Here is a 15,801-nt window from a genome sequence, read left to right as displayed (position 1 = left end):
TATAGTGCTTCCACTCACCAAAAACCAGTTATGCGCTTTCTGCTCCCGCTGCTGCTCGTTCTCTCGGCCCTGGTTACGGTGCTGCTACCCGGCTGCGAGCCCAAGGAAGACCTGCTGACCACGGACAGCAGCGCCAAGCTGGAATTCTCGCTCGACACGGTGAAGTTCGATACCGTGTTCGTATCGGTGGGCACGGTGAGCAAGCGTCTGTGGGTGTACAACCGCAACGCCCGCGCCGTGCGGGTGGCAGAAATTAGCCTGCAGAGCCGGCCCGGCGCAACGTACAGCCTGCTGGTGAACGGGGACGCCGGCCTGACGCTGCGCGATGTGGAAATCCGGGGCCAGGACAGCCTGCTGGTGCTGGTGCGGGCCACCATCGACCCCACGCCCACCGCCCTCAAGCCGTTTCTGGTAGTGGACGACCTGCGCTTTCGTACCAACGGCAACGAGCAGGCCGTAAAAGTGCTCAGTTACGGGCAGAACGCCTATTTTCACGATGGGGAACAGATTAAGCGCAACACTATCTGGAAGGCCGATAAGCCCCACGTAATCTACAACTCCGTACTCGTGGATTCGGCCGTGACGCTGACCATTGAGGCCGGGGCGCGGATTTACTCCCACGCGGGCTCGTTTCTGGTGGTGCGCGGCCAGTTGCTTTGCAACCCCACTTACCAGCCCACCGGCGCCATCAAGCCCGACGACCGCAACATCGTGCGCTTCCTGGGCGACCGGCGCGAGGAGTTCTACAGCGAGGTGCCGGGCCAGTGGGGCGGCCTGGAATTCGACGCCAGCAGCCACGACAACGTGCTGCGCTTCACCCAAATCAAGAATAGCGCTTTCGGCCTACTCATCTTCAACCCCTTCAACCGCCAGCCCCACCCCAGCGTGCGGGTCGAAAACGCGGAGTTCCGGAATATATCCAGCCTCAACGGCGGCTATTTCCTGGAGGGCGCGGCGCTGCTGGGCCTGTCCGGCGACTTCCGGGTGCAGAACACGCTTATCACCAACTGCGAGCAGTACGCCGTGTTTGGCGTGCAGGGCAGCCAGTTGCAGCTCGACTACTGCACCATTGCCAACTACACCCAGAACAACCGCCTGAAGCCCTCGGTGCTGCTGGCGGCCGCCATTGAAATCAACGGCAAGCAGCAGCCCCCGGTAGCGCCGGTGCTCCTCATGCGCAACTCCATCGTGTGGGGTAACATGCGCGACGGGGAGGAGCTGGAGTTTGTGGATGGGGACCAGTACCCCAGCGCCATCAGCATCCGCAACAGCGTGCTTAAAACCAAGAAATATGAGAAAGCCGGGCCGCTGAACCAGCAGCAGAACGGCAACATCCTCAACCCGGTGGAAGGCCCGAACTACCTGTTCAAGAGCACGCCGCTCCGCTTCCGGGGCAAAACCCTGGATTTTCAGCTCGATACCCTTTCACCGGCCAGCAACAAGGCCCTGCCCCTGCCCGCCCTCACCACCGACCTGCTCAACCGCCCCCGCAACCCCACCACCCCCGACATCGGGGCCTACGAGCGGGTAAATCCGTGAGTAATGGGTGAGAGGTGAGAAAAGGAACATCATTCTTCGACTACGCCTCCGGTTTCGCTCAGAATGATGTTCCTTTTCTCACCTCTCACCTCTCATCTCCCACCTCTAAAAGATGCACTTCTTCCAGAAACGCCTGCGGCTGCCGGCCGTGAGCCGGGGCTTTCATCTGATTACCGATTTGCTGGTGGCCGAGCTGCCGGAGCTGGAGCAGTTGCAGGTAGGTACGGCGCAGTTTTTCATCCAGCACACCTCTGCCAGCCTGAGCATCAACGAAAACGCCGACCCCACCGTACGCCACGATTTCGAGCAGTTTTTCCAGCGGCTGGTGCCGGAAAACGCGCCCTATTTCCGGCACACCCAGGAAGGCCCCGACGACATGCCGGCCCACCTCAAGGCCAGCCTGCTGGGCCACGCCGTGAGCGTGCCCATCAGCCGGGGTGAACTGGCGCTGGGCACCTGGCAGGGCATTTATCTGGGCGAGCACCGCACCCACGGCGGCCGTCGTTGGGTGGTAGCTACGCTGATGGGACAGTAGCCGCCGCCAACCGGCACCGGGCCGCCACGGAGCCCGCTGATTCGACCCGTAGCCGACCAAAGGGCCACCAGTCTCGTATAGCAGGGCAAATACCCGCTTATGGTTGTCTCCCTGCTGCTGTCTGTTGCCAACATGTCGGTTCCCGCGCTGCTGTTGGGCGTGCTGGCCGGTGCGGAGCCAAGCTCTGCTGCGGGCAGGCCGCAGGGAACGACGCAATCTGCCCCCCAAACGCGCCCTGCTACGCCTCCTGCTACCCGGCTCGTGCGCCTCACCAACGACTCGGTGGCCGGACAGCCCTTCGGGCAGGAACCCACGGTGCGGGAACTGCTGGGCGAAGGCGGGCGCGTGGTAGCCCGCCGGCCCTGCCGCAACCTCTACGAGGCCAATCAGGTGGATACGCTGCTGCTGGTACGCCACCAGGGCAACCTGTTTGAGTTCTACCGCGCGCCGGAAAAAGATTTGCTCCGCGACGCCGTGGTCACTAATTTCCAGCCCGCCTACGGTCGTCGGCTGCGCCGCCGCCTGGCCGCTGCTCACCAGCCTGGCCCCGGTGCTACGGCCAACGTTCGTATCGGCGACACCGAACGCACCAATTACGTGTCCGTCGTCTATCAGCGCGGCCAGCTCAGTGCCGTGCACGTGGAGCCTTACGCAGAATAGGCGTTTGGTGAAAGAAGGTCTATGAGTTGAACAAACCGCCAGCCACTACGAGCGCAGGCCCCGACAACAACCGTTGTCGGGGCCTGCGCTCGTAGTGGCTGGCGGTTATTGTACGATAGCCCGCACGGCGTAGTGCACGGAATCGAACAGAATCAGTTTCTGCACGCCCGTGACGCGGTAGGAGGCCAGCCGGCCCTTCTGGTAGCGCATTTCCAGGTGCTTGGCCGAGTACACCAGCGGATTGTCCTGGGCCACGGTAGCGGTGAGGCTCTGCACGGCAGTGCCCTGCGTGGTGACCGAAAGCTCCTCAACCGGCGAATCGGTGCCGGGCAGGCGGCGATAGGTGCGCTGCGTCGCACCCGAAGGCAGTTGCACTGAATCGACGCTGTAGAGGCCGCGCAGGGCGGGCTTGTTGATATCAGCCTGCTGGAAAACCTGTAGTTCTTTGGCCCAGTCGGTTTGGGCTACCCGGGTGGTTTGCTGCTTACCGTCGCGCAGCAATACCTGCTTTTCTACGGCCGGCCGACGCTGGTTCAGCATTGTGCTCTGGTTTTTGAGCAGCCCGGGCAGGTCGAAATAGGCCGTGCGGCGGGTTTCTGGGCTGGGGGCCGGCTCGCCGGGGCCACAGGCCGCCAATAGGGGCAGGCCAGCCAGCCAGCCGAAGTAGGCCTTACGCATTCGGGGCGGTTTCGGGCAGCAGCAGGCTCTGGCCGGTCATAGCCGCCGGCTGGGGCAGGCCCATGAGTTGGAGCACGGTGGGAGCAATATCACCCAGTTTGCCATCGGTAAGCGTGCCCACGTAGTTGTTGCTGGCCAGAATGCAGGGTACCAGGTTGGTCGTGTGGGCCGTATTGGGCGTGCCGTCGGGGTTGATCATCATATCGGCGTTGCCGTGGTCGGCAATAACGATGCAGGCATAATCGGCGGCCAGGGCCGCTTCCACCACACCCCGGGCGCACTCGTCCACGGCCTCGGCCGCTTTCACGGCCGCCCCGAAAACGCCGGTGTGGCCCACCATATCGGTGTTGGCGAAGTTGAGGATGATAAAATCGGCCGACTTCTGCCCCAGCTCCGGCACCAGGGCGTCGCGCAGCTCGTAGGCGCTCATTTCGGGCTGGAGGTCGTAGGTGGCCACTTTGGGGGAGTTGCGCATGATGCGTTTCTCGCCCTCAAACTCCACCTCCCGGCCCCCCGAAAAGAAGAACGTCACGTGCGGATACTTTTCCGTTTCCGCAATCCTGATCTGCGTTTTGCCGTGCTCAGCCAGCACCTGGCCCAGGGTGGCATCCAGGTTGTCCTTCTCGAAGATGGGCGTGACGCCGGTGAAGGTGGCGTCGTAGTTGGTGAGGGTGAGGTAGTGCAGGTTCAGCCGGTGCATCTGGAAGGCGTGAAAATCCTGCTGGGTGAGGGCCTGCGTAATTTCGCGGCCCCGGTCGGTGCGGAAGTTGAAGCAGATAACCACGTCGCCCTCCTCAATGGTGGCCAGGGGCGTGCCGTCGTCGCCCACCTTCACAAGGGGCTTCATGAACTCGTCGGTCACGCCCTCTTTATAGGAGTCGAGCATGCTCTGAATCAGGTTCTGGGAAGGTGTGCCCTTGCCGTTCACCAACAAGTCGTAGGCCAGCTTCACCCGCTCCCAGCGGTTGTCGCGGTCCATGGCGTAGTAGCGGCCCACGATGGACGCAATTTTGCCGCTGGCCCCGCGCTGCAGGTGCTGCTCCAGGTCGTTCACGTAGCTCACGCCCCCCTTGGGGTCGGTGTCGCGGCCGTCGGTGAAGGCGTGAATGAACACGTTGTGCACGTCCTGGTCGTGGGCGATGGTGCACAGGGCCTTCAGGTGCTCGATGTGGGAGTGCACGCCGCCATCGGAGAGCAGGCCCATCAGGTGCACGGGTTTGTTGTTGAGGCGGGCGTACTCCAGGGCCTGGGTCAGGGCCGGCACGGTGCCCAGCTTCCGCTCCCGGATGGCTTTGTTGATGCGCACCAGGTCCTGATAGACCACCCGGCCCGCCCCGATGTTCATGTGGCCGACTTCGGAGTTGCCCATCTGCCCGTCGGGCAGGCCTACGGCTTCGCCGGAGGCTTGCAGCTTGCTGTGCGGAAAGCGTTGGAACAGAGAATCGATAAACGGCGTGCGGGCCTGGTCAATGGCCGATACTTCCTTGTTCTGTGCCAGCCCCCAGCCATCCAGAATCACCAACAATACCTGTTTGTTCATGGCAGCAAAGATAGGCCGCATGGGGCAAAAGGCCCGCGTTTTTCCCTAACTTGGCTGCCGGAGAATCTGGCTGAGGGGAGGAGCTGGTGCCAATCGGTAGCTTGGCATCATTTTAGTGCACCGCATGACGAACTCTTTACGCTAGTATGAAACGCACTTTCTTTTTGGCCTTTGCCCTGGTATGCAGCCTGCTGCTTTCGGTGGGCGCGTTGGCGCAGGGGGAAGCATTCGGACCCGTCCGGAATGCTATCCGCAGCAGCAGCTCGCATGAGTTGGCGCAGTTTTTTGCGCCCGCCGTGGAGCTGAGCTTCGATGGCGATAAGCAGAGCTACAGCGCCACCCAGGCCGAGTTTGTGATGAAGGACTTCTTTGCCAAACACTCGCCCGCGTCCTTCGATTTCATTCACTACGGCGGCAGCAACGAAGGCACGCCCTATGCCGTGGGTAAATACGCCGGCAAAGATGGCTCCTACCGCATGTTCGTGAAAATGAAACAGGCGGGCGGCAGCCTCAAAATTGCCACCATTGATTTTACGAAGGAGGACTAACCCCCGCCTTTCGAACCCCCACCCAACCAGTACCGCGGAAACTCTTCGCGGTACTTTTTTTGTGCCCTACGGCCTTGGGGGCGCGGTTTGTGAATAAGACGCCGGGGAACGGCCCGTTTTTGCTATTTTTGCCCCGTGCAAACGCCCTCCTACCTCACTCCGGAAGCCCTGTCCACCTTCATTCGTACGGCCTTGGCCGAAGATGTGGGCGACGGCGACCATTCGGCGCTGTCGGCCATACCGGCCGAGGCGCGCAACCGTGCCCATCTGCTCATCAAAGATGCCGGCGTGCTGGCCGGTGTGGAGCTGGCCCGCCACATCTTCCGGTTCGTGGATGCCGACCTGACGATAGAGCCCCGCCTTGAGGACGGGGCCCGCGTGCAGCACGGCGACATTGCCTTTATCGTGGAGGGTCGGGCTCGCAGTATTCTCACGGCCGAGCGCCTGGTGCTCAACTGTATGCAGCGCATGAGCGGCATTGCCACCCGCACGGCCCACCTCGTGAGCCTGCTGGCCGGTACCAGCGCCCGCCTGCTCGATACCCGCAAAACCACCCCCAACTTCCGCCTGCCCGAGAAATGGGCGGTGCTGATTGGGGGCGGTGTGAACCACCGCTATGGCCTTTTCGACATGATTATTCTCAAGGATAACCACGTCGATTACGCCGGTGGCATCCGGCAGGCCATTGAGGCCTCGCGGGCCTACCTGGCCCAAACCAGCCGGCAACTGCCCATCGAAGTGGAAACCCGCACCCTGGCCGAAGTGCAGCAGGTGCTCGATACCGGCGGCATCGACCGCATCATGCTCGACAACATGCCGCCCGCCCAGCTGCGCGAGGCCGTGGCCCTGGTCGCCGGCCGCTACCCGCTGGAGGCCAGCGGCGGCATCACCGAGGAAACCATTGCCGAAGTAGCCGCCACGGGCGTCGATTACATTTCCGTCGGGGCCCTCACCCATTCCATCCGGAGCCTCGACATGAGTCTGAAAGCATTCTAAATGAGTTGCCAGCTGTTAGTTGCCAGTTGGCAGGCTGTTCTTAGCCGGACAATGGACAAACCCCTGGTAACTAACAACTGGCAACTGACAACTAAAACTAATGCAACAACCCAACCAACGCGGCGGGGGCTACCGGCAGCAGCAGCAAGGTGCTTCGCCCATGGCCATCCGTACCAAAAAACATCAGCTCGACACGAGCACCTACACCAGCCTGGCCATGGCCCGGGTGTGGCGGCGCGAGTGGTGGTACGCCCTGATTCCGTTCGCGGTGGGCCTGCTGCCGGTCCTCATCTGGCCTTCGTGGTGGTGGCTGGCCTCGGCGCTGGTGCTCACGCTGCTCTACGTGCTCTTCCGCTCGGCTCAGGTAACGGGCGTCACGCAGGTGGAGCAAACCAAGCCCCTGTTCGAGAAGCTGTCCTACGAATTCGACAACAAGCAGATTGTGCTTCGGCGCAACGAAAAGGAAGGCATGCGCCTGACCTGGGACATGATTGGTACGGCCAAGCGCGAAGCCAACGGCTACCTGCTCTCGTTGCAAACTCCCGAGCTGCCGGCCGATCTGGTGGGCTGGAAGCGCTGGATGGCTAAAACTTTCGATACGCCCATCTTCCTGCAAGTGCCGGACCGTATCTTTAACTCCGCTACCGACCAGAAGCTGTTCGATGCGATGCTGCGCCGCAAGAACCTGCTGCCCGGCGGGGCGGCAGCAGTTTAGCGGCGGCGCCCCGCCGGCCTCCTGTTTTCCTTCCCCTTACCTCACGAATCTTCGTTTTCTTCTTCTCATGACCAAGCAACTCGCCCTTTCCGCCCTGGCCCTGGCTACCCTGGCCCTGAACGCGTGCAGCAGCGAACCGTCGGACTGGCGGCCCGATAAAAAAGTATCCCTTGACCTGGTGGAGCCCGGCAGCCGCGAGTCCGACAACTTCGACCAGGGCACGGCCGAAGCCGCGCACCAGTCGAAAGGCGGGGCCATTGCCGAGCCCATTAACTCCGGCGTAACTCTCGACGAGCCCAACCATAGCACGGGCGTGTCGGCTGAGGAAGTACGCACGGCCGATGCCGCCGATGCTGCCCAGACGAATAGCAGCGAAGCCATGCACAGCGTACGCAAGCCTGCGGACACCACGGCTGCCAAGGCGGTGGACGGGCTGAAAAAATAAGCAACATCTAATGCTTTCGTTATCGAACCAGACCCTGCTGGCCCTGGCCCTGCCTGGCCTGGTTCTGCTGGCCAGTTGCGAGGCGAAGCCGGCGGCTACCGCTGCGGTGGCCGTTCCGGCGGCAGCTCCGGCCGATAGTACGGCCCTGCCCGTAGCAACGGCCGCTTACGTGTGCCCGATGAACTGCGCGGGCAGCGCCAGCGACCAGCCGGGCAAGTGCCCCATCTGCGAGATGGAGCTGGAGCCAAACCCGGCCGCCGAATCAGCTTCTGCTCTTTGATTTAAGCGAAAGGGGTTCCATATTTGCAACATACTTGCAAATGCGGAGCCCCTGTTTGCTGTCCGAAACGACCCGGGGCGTGTTAGCGCCCTTTTTTCGTTTCTTAGCCTACCCATATGTCTTCTGTTGCTGCTGAGTGGTTTAGTACCTGGTTCGATTCGCCCTATTATCATCGGCTGTATCAGAACCGGGATTACGCGGAAGCGCGGGAGTTCCTGGGCCGGCTGCTCACGCACTTGCATCCTAAGCCTGCTGCCCGACTCCTGGACCTGGCCTGCGGCAAGGGGCGGCACGCCCGCTACCTGAGTGAGCAGGGCTATGACGTAACGGGAGTGGATTTATCGGCGCAGAGCATTGCCTACGCCCGGCAGTTTGCGCACGAGCATCTGCATTTTCATGAGCACGATATGCGGGCGGCCCTGCCGTACGCGCCCTTCGATCTGGTACTGAACCTGTTCACCAGTTTTGGCTACTTTGAAGAGGAAGCCCAGAACGTGGTGGCCCTGCGCAATGCCGCCGCCGCCCTGCGCCCCGGGGGTAAGCTGGTCATTGACTTTCTGAACACCGACCGTGCCATCCGGGAATTGGTCGCCCATGAAACCAAAACCGTGGACGGTCTGGACTTTGAGCTGCACCGCCACCTGCACCACGACTTCATCGTGAAAGAAATTCGGTTTACGGATGAGCAGGGCCAGCAACAGCACTTCGAGGAGCGGGTGCGGGCCCTGGACGCGGCGCGGTTCGCGGAGTACTTTCAGATGGCCGGCCTGCGCCTGGCCGAAACGTTGGGCGACTACCACCTGCGCCCCTTCGACCCGGCCAGCAGCCCCCGGATGATTTTTGTGCTCAAAAAGTAGCGTAAGGCCACGCCACCGGTCAAAAATTAGTTCTGCGGTAGCTGCTGCCGGAGAAAAAGACCGCCGGCCACCCGAGCAGCAAAACGAACGATTCGCCGCTGGTTTGTTCCGGCGCTCAGTTCGTCCGTTGGCTGCTTGCCCCTCATCTCCTCATTGTTTGCCCTATGTGGTTTGCCGTTTTTGCCCTTTTCCTGACGGTGTTGGGAGCCGGTTGGCTCACCCGGCTGGTACCCACGGCCCGCACCACCTGGATGAAACCCCTGCTGGCGTTCAGTGGGGCCTACCTGTTCACGCTCACCGTTACGCACCTGCTGCCCGAAGCCCTGCAAATGTTGCCCGGGCATCGGGTGGGCTACTTCGTGCTGGCGGGCTTTTTCGGGCAGATGGTGCTGGAGGTATTCTCGCAGGGGGTGGAGCACGGGCACGTGCATCAGCATACCGAACACGCCGACCGGGTGCCCTTTCTGCTGCTTTTTTCGCTGGTGCTGCATTCGTTTCTGGAGGGCAGCATTCTGGTGAAAACCCCGGCCGCCGGCGACGTCAGCCAGAACTTCTACGCCATCCTGACCGGCGTGGCCCTGCACCATATTCCGGCTGCCTTTGCCCTGATGGCTGCGTTGCTGCTGCGTCTGGGTTCCTTCCGCCGTGCCGTGCCCTACCTGCTGCTGTTTGCGGTGGCCGGCCCGGCGGGTGTCGTGGTCAGCAACTTCGTGGTGCTGGAGCAACTCCTGACGGGCGGCTTCTACGCGGCCCTGTTGGGGCTGGTGGCGGGTAATTTCCTCCATGTGTCCACTACCATTCTCTTCGAAACCAGCCCCGACCACCGCCTCAACATCCGCAAGATGCTGGCTACGCTGGCGGGCCTGTTGCTGGCCCTGGCCGTAGGGTAAGTGAGTGAGTGAGTGAGTGAGTGAGTGAGTGAGTGAGTGAGTGAGTGAGTGAGTGAGTGAGGCTCGCTCCCCCCATCAGGCGGCGTAGAGGGTGGGGGTGGGGTAAAAACTGCTGCCTCAACTGTCCACGAACACTTCTAAACAAGGTACTTGCCACTGCCTGCAGCCTTCCCAGGCCTCGCCTGGAGTGGTAAGTTTGGTTCTCCGTCGTTAGGTGCTGTTGGCTAGGTACTGTTGCATGGTCGTAAACCGTATTCCAATGCCGACCGGACCGTTGCTGATGGATGGCCTTGGATGCTAATAAAAAAAGCGGCCCGCTCAACTGAGCAGGCCGCTTTGGCATTACCGACGGAGCCGGAGTGGAATTACTTCCGCTGACCCGTTACTTTCCGGGGGGCCACTTTGCGCACCGGCTGCTTGGGGGCTTCGGGAGCCTGAGCCGGAATTTCCGGGGCCGGACCGTACTTCACCTCGGCAGGATTCTGGTCGCCGGGCAGGTATACATCGAACTCTACGCGACGGTTCAGGGCACGGCCAGCGTCCGTGTCGTTGGTGGCAATCGGCTTCGATTCGCCGTAGCCATGCGCCACAATGCGGTCGGCTGATACCCCTTTGCGGAGCATGTACTCGCGGGCCGAAGCCGCACGCTCATCCGACAGGCGCAGGTTGTAGGCGTTGTCGCCCTTGCTGTCGGCGTGAGCCGAGATGCCCAGGTAGTAATCCGGGTAATCGTTCATGATCTTCACCAGCAGATCCAAGGTGGGGTACGATGAAGGCTTCAGCGCTGCCTTGTTGAACTCGAACTGGATGTACTTGGTGGCTTCCTGGAGGCGCTTCTTCTCTTCCAGCTTCATCTCGGGGCAGCCTTTGTTCGAGGCCGGGCCGGGGCGGTTGGGGCAGCGGTCCTGGTAATCGGGAACACCGTCGCCATCGGCATCAAGCGGGCAGCCAGTGGCATCCACTTTCACGCCGCCGGGAGTGTTGGGGCACTTGTCATTCTGGTCAATCACGCCGTCGTTATCGGCATCGGGGCAGCCCTGGAGTTCGGCCTTGCCGGGGGTGTCGGGGCATTTGTCTTCGCTGTCGCGGATGCCGTCACCGTCGCGGTCGGGGCAGCCTTCGAGCGAGGCCAGCCCTTTTTCGGTCGGGCACTTATCCTGGTAATCCGGAACGCCGTCGCCGTCGCCATCAAGTGGGCAACCGGGCAGGTCCACGGCTACGCCGGCGGGAGTGCCGGGGCACTTATCCTTCTTATCCGAAACGCCGTCACCGTCCTCATCCGCCGCTTTGCCCAGATTGAAGGACAAGCCGAACTTGTGTTGCAGGTACCGGTCGTTGATGTTGCCCTTGTTGGCAATGCCGTCTACCTGGTCGGTAAACATATAATGCTGGCCCGTCTGTACGAAGGCCGCTACGCTGGGCGAGAACTGAAACTTGATACCCGCAGCCGCCTGAATATCGAAGGCGTACACGTCGGAGTTTTTGGCCACCTGCCGCTGGTTTTGAGCCGTGTACAGGTCAGGGCTGGCGAAGAATACACCGGGCTGCACCACCAGGTAGGGGGCGATAAAGGCCTCCTCTTTGAGAGCCCAGCCATTGTTGAGCTTGAGCTTGATGGGAATGCCCACGTTCACCACGTTGGCATCGAAGCGGTGATAGGGATTCTGCACGTTCTTGGGGTAGGGAGCCGAGAACTTCATGTCGCCGTAGCTCAGGTCCAGGCCCACATCCAGGCCTTTGGCTACGTAGCGGCTCACCGTCAGGCCCAGGCCATATTCTACCTTGTCGTGCTTGAACCACTCCGACCCCAGGTCGCCGTGGTATTGCAGCCAGTTGTAATACACGCTGATGTTCGTCTTGCGGTCCGACGTTTGGGCGTGGGAGAGTTGGGGCGCCAGTGTACAGGCGGTGATACCCAACGCCAGCACCTTGGAAAAGGGGATGCGTGGAAGCATAGGAAGGGAGAAAAAGTGGCTGGGGAGGACTATCCGGCAAAGCGGAATTGGCTATCTATACTGCCTAACGCGAAAAGGGTTGTACCAAAACCATAACCTTACAACGAAGCCGGGAACTTTTTATGGTTCTGGCAAACACAGAGCCGGCGGAAGATGGACGAAAATCAGCCGTCATCATGTTAAGTCAATGTCCAGCAGCGGGGCTGAGCCGCTCAAAAACACCTCCAACTGCCGCACCCGCGCCCGTTGCTGCCGCACTTCCTGCTGGAGCTGATCCAGCTGTTGGCGCAGGACCAGCACCACTTCCAGCCCTTCCTTGCTCAGGCCCAGATCGTGGTGCAGGCGGGCCAGGCGGGCTACGTGGGCGGGTTCCTCGCGCAGGGCGTCGGGCGTGTTGGGGGCGGCGTGCAGCAGGCCCAGTTCCACAAACTCGCGCACATCGGCCTCGCTCAGACCGTAACGCGTAACACAGTCGTGGAAAGTGATGGTGACAATAGAAGCTTCCATGGCAGCAGGCAGTTACTGGTAGCGGGTACAGGGTACAGAAATGAAGGCCGCCGTTATTGGCGTAGGGCGGCCAGCTGACGGAACAGGGTTTTTTCCTCGTCGGTCAGGTGTTGGGGCAGCGTGAGGGAGAGGCGCAGGTACAGGTCGCCGAACTGACCAGGCTGGCGGTATACCGGGAAGCCCTTGCCGCGCAGGCGCAGGCGGGTGCCGTTCGGGGTTTCGGGCTTGATGGTGATTTTTACGGCCCCCGACAGAGTTTCTACGGTTTTCTCGCCGCCCAGCAAGGTCGTGTACATGTCGATGGGCACATCCATCGTCAGGTCGTGGCCGGTGCGCGAGTAGCGGGCATCGGGCCGGATGCGGAGGGTGATGTAGAGCGAGCCGGCGGGGCCGCCGCTGCGTCCGGGGCCACCCTGGTCGCGCAACCGGATAACCTGCCCGTCCTCTGCGCCGGGCTGAATGGTGAGGCGCAGGTTCTTGCCGTTCACCGTGAGCGTGCGCGGGCCGCCCTGGTAAGCATCTTCGAGGGAGAGCTCCAGCTCAGCCTGGTAATCCTGGCCGGTGCGGGGCCGCCCGCCGCCCTGGCCGCCCACGCCCCCAAACATGGAGCTGAAAAAGTCCGAAAAATCGGCTCCGCCGAATGGGTCTTCGCCGCCGCCTGCTCCGCCCCCCTGGGCATACTGCGACCAGTCGAAGCCGCCGCCCTGGCTTTGGCCACCGCGCGCCCCGCCGGTTTGCTGGTAGCGCTGCCAGTCGGCCCCCAATTGGTCGTACTTGCGGCGCTTCTCATCGTCGCTGAGCACTTCCTGGGCTTCGTTAGCCTCCTTGAACTTGCGCTCCGCCTCTTCGTTGCCCGGATTCACATCGGGGTGATGTTGGCGGGCCAGCTTGCGGTAGGCCTTCTTAATCTGGTCCTTGGTGGCCGTCTTCTCGACGCCCAGCACCTGGTAGTAATCTTTGTAATCCACGGTTGTCGTCGGGCGAAAAGCGGGAGAGAAATGTAGCCCAATGGGCGGAGCCGGATCGGGAATGATTTTGAAACGAAACCAAACCGCGTGGGGTTACTGCCCTACTCACGGTAAGTTGCAATCCGGGAAAACCCGTATTTTCGGCTATCCTTGCTTTCGGAGCTTATTTATCACCCACCCAACCTCCTATTAGTATGAACATTCGTGCTACCTTGGCGGCCACTTTTCTGCTCGTGGCGGCCACCGCCCTCCAGGCCGAGGCCCAGACGAAAGCCCCCGTACGCCGGGGCGCGCAACCCAAGCCCCGGGTGACGGTCAACGCGGCCACCATGAAGGATGGCTACCTGATGAAAGATGGCAAAGTGCTGGAAACCCGCGACGCCCACACGGGCAACCTGAGCACGGATGCCACGCTGGTAAACGGCACTAAAGTCGGGGCCGATGGTACCGTGACCATGGCCGACGGTGCCCGCATCATGCTCAAGGAAGGTGATTATATGTCGCTGACGGGCCGCATGACCACCATGGCCATGAAGATGGAGCAGGACAGCCTGCGGAATCTGCAAATGGAGAAGATGAAGGGCAAGCGCCGCAAGTAACAACATCTCTTACTGCCCGCCAACCGACACAGCGCCCTCACGCCAGCCTTTTTGGTGTGAGGGCGCTGCTGCGGTGCCCGGGTGCTGGGGTTAGCGGCGGGCGTGTTGGGTGTAGTCCTGAAAAATGAGCGCTACTTCGGCCTCATCCGCCGCTTCCACAACCTCATCCATCACGAACTGAATTTCGGTTTCGGTCCAGCTCTGAGCCTCTGCTGCCCGGATGAAAGCGCTGAGTTGGCCGAAGCGGTCGGCTTCGGTGGGAAGGGTCCACTGAACTTTTTTGCGGATGCGCATAGCGGGAAACGTAGGTCAGGAAGGGAAAAAGGAGCAGTTGAAAGCCGGTTTAGCGGGCTTTGCGGATGACTTTCAACTCCACCGGAGCTACGCCGGCGTCAATGATGTCGATTTTACGGGCGGCCTTTTTCGAGAGGTCGATGATGCGGCCCTTGGCGTGCGGCCCCCGGTCGGTAACGACGACCTTGACAGAACGGTGGTTGCGTGGGTTGGTCACGCGTACCTGAGTGCCGAAGGGCAGGGTGTTGTGGGCCGCCGTGAGCTTGCCGGGCCGGTAAATAGTGCCGCTGGCCGTTTCGCGGCCGTTGAATTTATCGGCGTAGTAAGAGGCTTTGCCCGTTTGGGTGAAAGCCCCGCTGCCCGCGCAGCCGGTAAGTAAAACCGCCACCAGCAGGCCCGCAGCGGTACCAAAAATCAATCGGAAGAAACCAGGCATAGATGACAGAAACGACAGCCGTAGCAGAAGGTTGGCGGGCAAGCCCGAGCAGCATGAGGCGGGAAGGTAGAAGGGGGCAGCAACAAGGCCGGCCTTACCGCACCGGCAGAAGGCTCAATGGCGTGCCGGTTTTTTATGGCTGGCCGGAATCCGCAGGGCGGCGAGCCGCTGGAAACTGCCCTGGAATACGTTGAAATCCACGGTGCCCCGGATGCCGGGCACGTAGGCCTCGTCGGAGTGCTGCCAGATGAGCCACTTGCCCGGGGGCAGGCGGGGCTGGTCAACCTCATAATGGGCCAGCCAGAGCGGGTAGTCGTCGAAGTGCCCGGCCAGGTGGCGCTGGTAGAAGCTGTAGTTGGAGTACAGGATGGGCCGCACGCCGTAGTGGCGCTCAACCAGCCGCAGCCAGATGGCCACGCCCCGGCGCATCCGGGCCACATCATGAAACTGGGCGTGCTCCACGTCGAGCACAGGCGGCAGGTCGCCGGCGGCCAGGGGCACGGTGCGCGTGAACAGGTTGGCTTGTTGCGCAGCGTCGTAGTCGGGGTGGAAATAGTGGTAGGCCCCGCGGTAGATACCGGCGGCGCGGGCCCCGCGCCAGTTGCGCCGGAACCGACTGTCGCGCAGCGTGATGCCCTCAGTAGCCTTGATAAACGCGAACCGCACCTGATGGCCAGCCACCAGCGGCCATTCGATATGCCCCTGGTAGGCCGATACGTCGATGCCGTGGACGGAGTAGCCGGCCAGCAGGGGTGTTTGCTCGTGGCCCGTGAGGTAGCGGCTGCGAAAGGTGGCGTAGGCGCGGCGGGCGTAGCGGTTGAGCTGCCGCTGGTAGCGGCCGTAGCCCACGGCGCCGGCCAGCAGCACGGCCAGCAGCAGCCAAGGCAGCCACCGACGCGCTGTGCCGGAGCGGTAAACCGGACGGGAACGGGAAGCGGGAGGCATGTGGCCGGGTTCGTGAGCAGTAAAGGTAACGCCCCTGCCCGGCTCCCTGGTACCCGGTTGGCCCGGAAAACGCAACCCAAAAGCGGAGAATGCCCCCGGTTTTTTGCAAGTTTACAGTCGAAATACCTTTTCCCTATGCCCGACTCTGCCCAGCCCTCCGCCAACGAAGCCCGTGACGAGTCGGGCCACCTGATCCGGGAGCTGCACGGCATCAAGCTGGCCCAGATTCTGGAGTACCTGGTGGCGGCCTACGGCTGGCCGGAGCTGGACCGCCGCATCCCGATCAACTGCTTCTCCGTGGACCCGAGCATCAAGTCCAGCCTTACCTTCCTGCGCCGCATGCCCTGGGCCCGCACCAAAGTCGAGGACCTCTACGTCCAGACCCGCACGGCCGAGGTGCTGGGCAAGCGGTAG

General features: G+C 62.0%; 20 protein-coding genes. 12 read left to right on the top strand and 8 right to left on the bottom strand.

Annotated features, from left to right (window positions below; all coding sequences use genetic code 11):
* The first annotated feature begins 30 nt into the window (after nucleotides 1-30).
* From D0T11_RS07355 to D0T11_RS07345, 3 genes are all read left to right on the top strand, one after another.
* Complete coding sequence (locus D0T11_RS07355) at nucleotides 31-1,539, top strand: choice-of-anchor Q domain-containing protein (RefSeq protein WP_119655135.1); 1,509 nt, start codon at nucleotides 31-33, stop codon at nucleotides 1,537-1,539.
* A 112-nt stretch (nucleotides 1,540-1,651) separates the two neighbouring features.
* On the top strand, nucleotides 1,652-2,074 hold the full coding sequence (locus D0T11_RS07350; RefSeq protein ID WP_119655134.1) for a secondary thiamine-phosphate synthase enzyme YjbQ: 423 nt from the start codon (nucleotides 1,652-1,654) through the stop codon (nucleotides 2,072-2,074).
* A gap of 99 nt (nucleotides 2,075-2,173) precedes the next feature.
* The gene (locus tag D0T11_RS07345; protein ID WP_147374562.1) at nucleotides 2,174-2,734 is read left to right on the top strand and encodes a hypothetical protein; all 561 of its coding nucleotides are present in this window, start codon (nucleotides 2,174-2,176) and stop codon (nucleotides 2,732-2,734) included.
* A gap of 105 nt (nucleotides 2,735-2,839) precedes the next feature.
* On the opposite strand, the gene D0T11_RS07340 is transcribed toward D0T11_RS07345, so the two are convergent.
* Together D0T11_RS07340 and gpmI are read right to left on the bottom strand one after the other, a co-directional pair.
* Nucleotides 2,840-3,412: a hypothetical protein gene (locus D0T11_RS07340; RefSeq protein WP_119655132.1), complete on the bottom strand. Its 573-nt coding sequence runs from the start codon at nucleotides 3,410-3,412 to the stop codon at nucleotides 2,840-2,842.
* Complete coding sequence (gpmI, locus tag D0T11_RS07335) at nucleotides 3,405-4,952, bottom strand: 2,3-bisphosphoglycerate-independent phosphoglycerate mutase (protein WP_119655151.1); 1,548 nt, start codon at nucleotides 4,950-4,952, stop codon at nucleotides 3,405-3,407. Before gpmI ends, D0T11_RS07340 begins: the two co-directional genes overlap by 8 nt.
* Nucleotides 4,953-5,098: 146 nt before the next feature.
* Between gpmI and D0T11_RS07330 the strand changes: the two genes are divergently transcribed.
* From D0T11_RS07330 to D0T11_RS07300, 7 genes are all read left to right on the top strand, one after another.
* The gene (locus tag D0T11_RS07330; RefSeq protein ID WP_119655131.1) at nucleotides 5,099-5,500 is read left to right on the top strand and encodes a DUF4783 domain-containing protein; all 402 of its coding nucleotides are present in this window, start codon (nucleotides 5,099-5,101) and stop codon (nucleotides 5,498-5,500) included.
* Nucleotides 5,501-5,635: 135 nt separating this feature from the next.
* Nucleotides 5,636-6,496, top strand: coding sequence for a carboxylating nicotinate-nucleotide diphosphorylase (nadC, locus tag D0T11_RS07325; protein WP_119655130.1), 861 nt, complete (start codon nucleotides 5,636-5,638; stop codon nucleotides 6,494-6,496).
* A gap of 100 nt (nucleotides 6,497-6,596) precedes the next feature.
* Nucleotides 6,597-7,211 (top strand): hypothetical protein, encoded by a 615-nt coding sequence (locus D0T11_RS07320; RefSeq protein ID WP_119655129.1) that lies wholly within the window; start codon nucleotides 6,597-6,599, stop codon nucleotides 7,209-7,211.
* Nucleotides 7,212-7,278: 67 nt separating this feature from the next.
* Complete coding sequence (locus D0T11_RS07315; RefSeq protein ID WP_119655128.1) at nucleotides 7,279-7,656, top strand: hypothetical protein; 378 nt, start codon at nucleotides 7,279-7,281, stop codon at nucleotides 7,654-7,656.
* Between the two features lie 10 nt (nucleotides 7,657-7,666).
* Complete coding sequence (locus tag D0T11_RS07310; RefSeq protein WP_119655127.1) at nucleotides 7,667-7,936, top strand: heavy metal-binding domain-containing protein; 270 nt, start codon at nucleotides 7,667-7,669, stop codon at nucleotides 7,934-7,936.
* Between the two features lie 116 nt (nucleotides 7,937-8,052).
* On the top strand, nucleotides 8,053-8,793 hold the full coding sequence (locus D0T11_RS07305; protein ID WP_119655126.1) for an SAM-dependent methyltransferase: 741 nt from the start codon (nucleotides 8,053-8,055) through the stop codon (nucleotides 8,791-8,793).
* A gap of 164 nt (nucleotides 8,794-8,957) precedes the next feature.
* Nucleotides 8,958-9,683: a ZIP family metal transporter gene (locus tag D0T11_RS07300; protein WP_119655125.1), complete on the top strand. Its 726-nt coding sequence runs from the start codon at nucleotides 8,958-8,960 to the stop codon at nucleotides 9,681-9,683.
* Nucleotides 9,684-10,048: 365 nt separating this feature from the next.
* Here D0T11_RS07300 and D0T11_RS07295 read toward each other — a convergent pair whose 3' ends face one another.
* The 3 genes from D0T11_RS07295 to D0T11_RS07285 form a co-directional block, all read right to left on the bottom strand.
* Complete coding sequence (locus D0T11_RS07295) at nucleotides 10,049-11,638, bottom strand: DUF6089 family protein (protein WP_119655124.1); 1,590 nt, start codon at nucleotides 11,636-11,638, stop codon at nucleotides 10,049-10,051.
* Nucleotides 11,639-11,812: 174 nt separating this feature from the next.
* The gene (locus D0T11_RS07290; protein ID WP_119655123.1) at nucleotides 11,813-12,145 is read right to left on the bottom strand and encodes a chaperone modulator CbpM; all 333 of its coding nucleotides are present in this window, start codon (nucleotides 12,143-12,145) and stop codon (nucleotides 11,813-11,815) included.
* Between the two features lie 53 nt (nucleotides 12,146-12,198).
* Nucleotides 12,199-13,113, bottom strand: coding sequence for a DnaJ C-terminal domain-containing protein (locus D0T11_RS07285; protein ID WP_119655122.1), 915 nt, complete (start codon nucleotides 13,111-13,113; stop codon nucleotides 12,199-12,201).
* Nucleotides 13,114-13,307: 194 nt separating this feature from the next.
* On the opposite strand from D0T11_RS07285, the gene D0T11_RS07280 reads away from it, so the two are divergent.
* Complete coding sequence (locus D0T11_RS07280; protein ID WP_119655121.1) at nucleotides 13,308-13,712, top strand: DUF6799 domain-containing protein; 405 nt, start codon at nucleotides 13,308-13,310, stop codon at nucleotides 13,710-13,712.
* Nucleotides 13,713-13,802: 90 nt separating this feature from the next.
* Here D0T11_RS07280 and D0T11_RS07275 read toward each other — a convergent pair whose 3' ends face one another.
* The 3 genes from D0T11_RS07275 to D0T11_RS07265 form a co-directional block, all read right to left on the bottom strand.
* On the bottom strand, nucleotides 13,803-14,006 hold the full coding sequence (locus tag D0T11_RS07275; protein ID WP_119655120.1) for a hypothetical protein: 204 nt from the start codon (nucleotides 14,004-14,006) through the stop codon (nucleotides 13,803-13,805).
* A 49-nt stretch (nucleotides 14,007-14,055) separates the two neighbouring features.
* On the bottom strand, nucleotides 14,056-14,442 hold the full coding sequence (locus D0T11_RS07270; protein WP_119655119.1) for a septal ring lytic transglycosylase RlpA family protein: 387 nt from the start codon (nucleotides 14,440-14,442) through the stop codon (nucleotides 14,056-14,058).
* 114 nt (nucleotides 14,443-14,556) lie between these two features.
* Nucleotides 14,557-15,387, bottom strand: a complete 831-nt coding sequence (locus D0T11_RS07265; protein ID WP_119655118.1) for a glycoside hydrolase family 25 protein — start codon at nucleotides 15,385-15,387, stop codon at nucleotides 14,557-14,559.
* Between the two features lie 135 nt (nucleotides 15,388-15,522).
* Here D0T11_RS07265 and D0T11_RS07260 point away from each other — a divergent pair, with 135 nt between their 5' ends.
* Nucleotides 15,523-15,801: a VF530 family protein gene (locus D0T11_RS07260; protein WP_119655117.1), complete on the top strand. Its 279-nt coding sequence runs from the start codon at nucleotides 15,523-15,525 to the stop codon at nucleotides 15,799-15,801.

The sequence above is a fragment of the Hymenobacter rubripertinctus genome (assembly GCF_003583925.1).
In the GTDB taxonomy this organism is placed as follows: Bacteria; Bacteroidota; Bacteroidia; order Cytophagales; family Hymenobacteraceae; genus Hymenobacter; species Hymenobacter rubripertinctus.
This window is presented reverse-complemented; position numbering and strand designations above follow the sequence as displayed.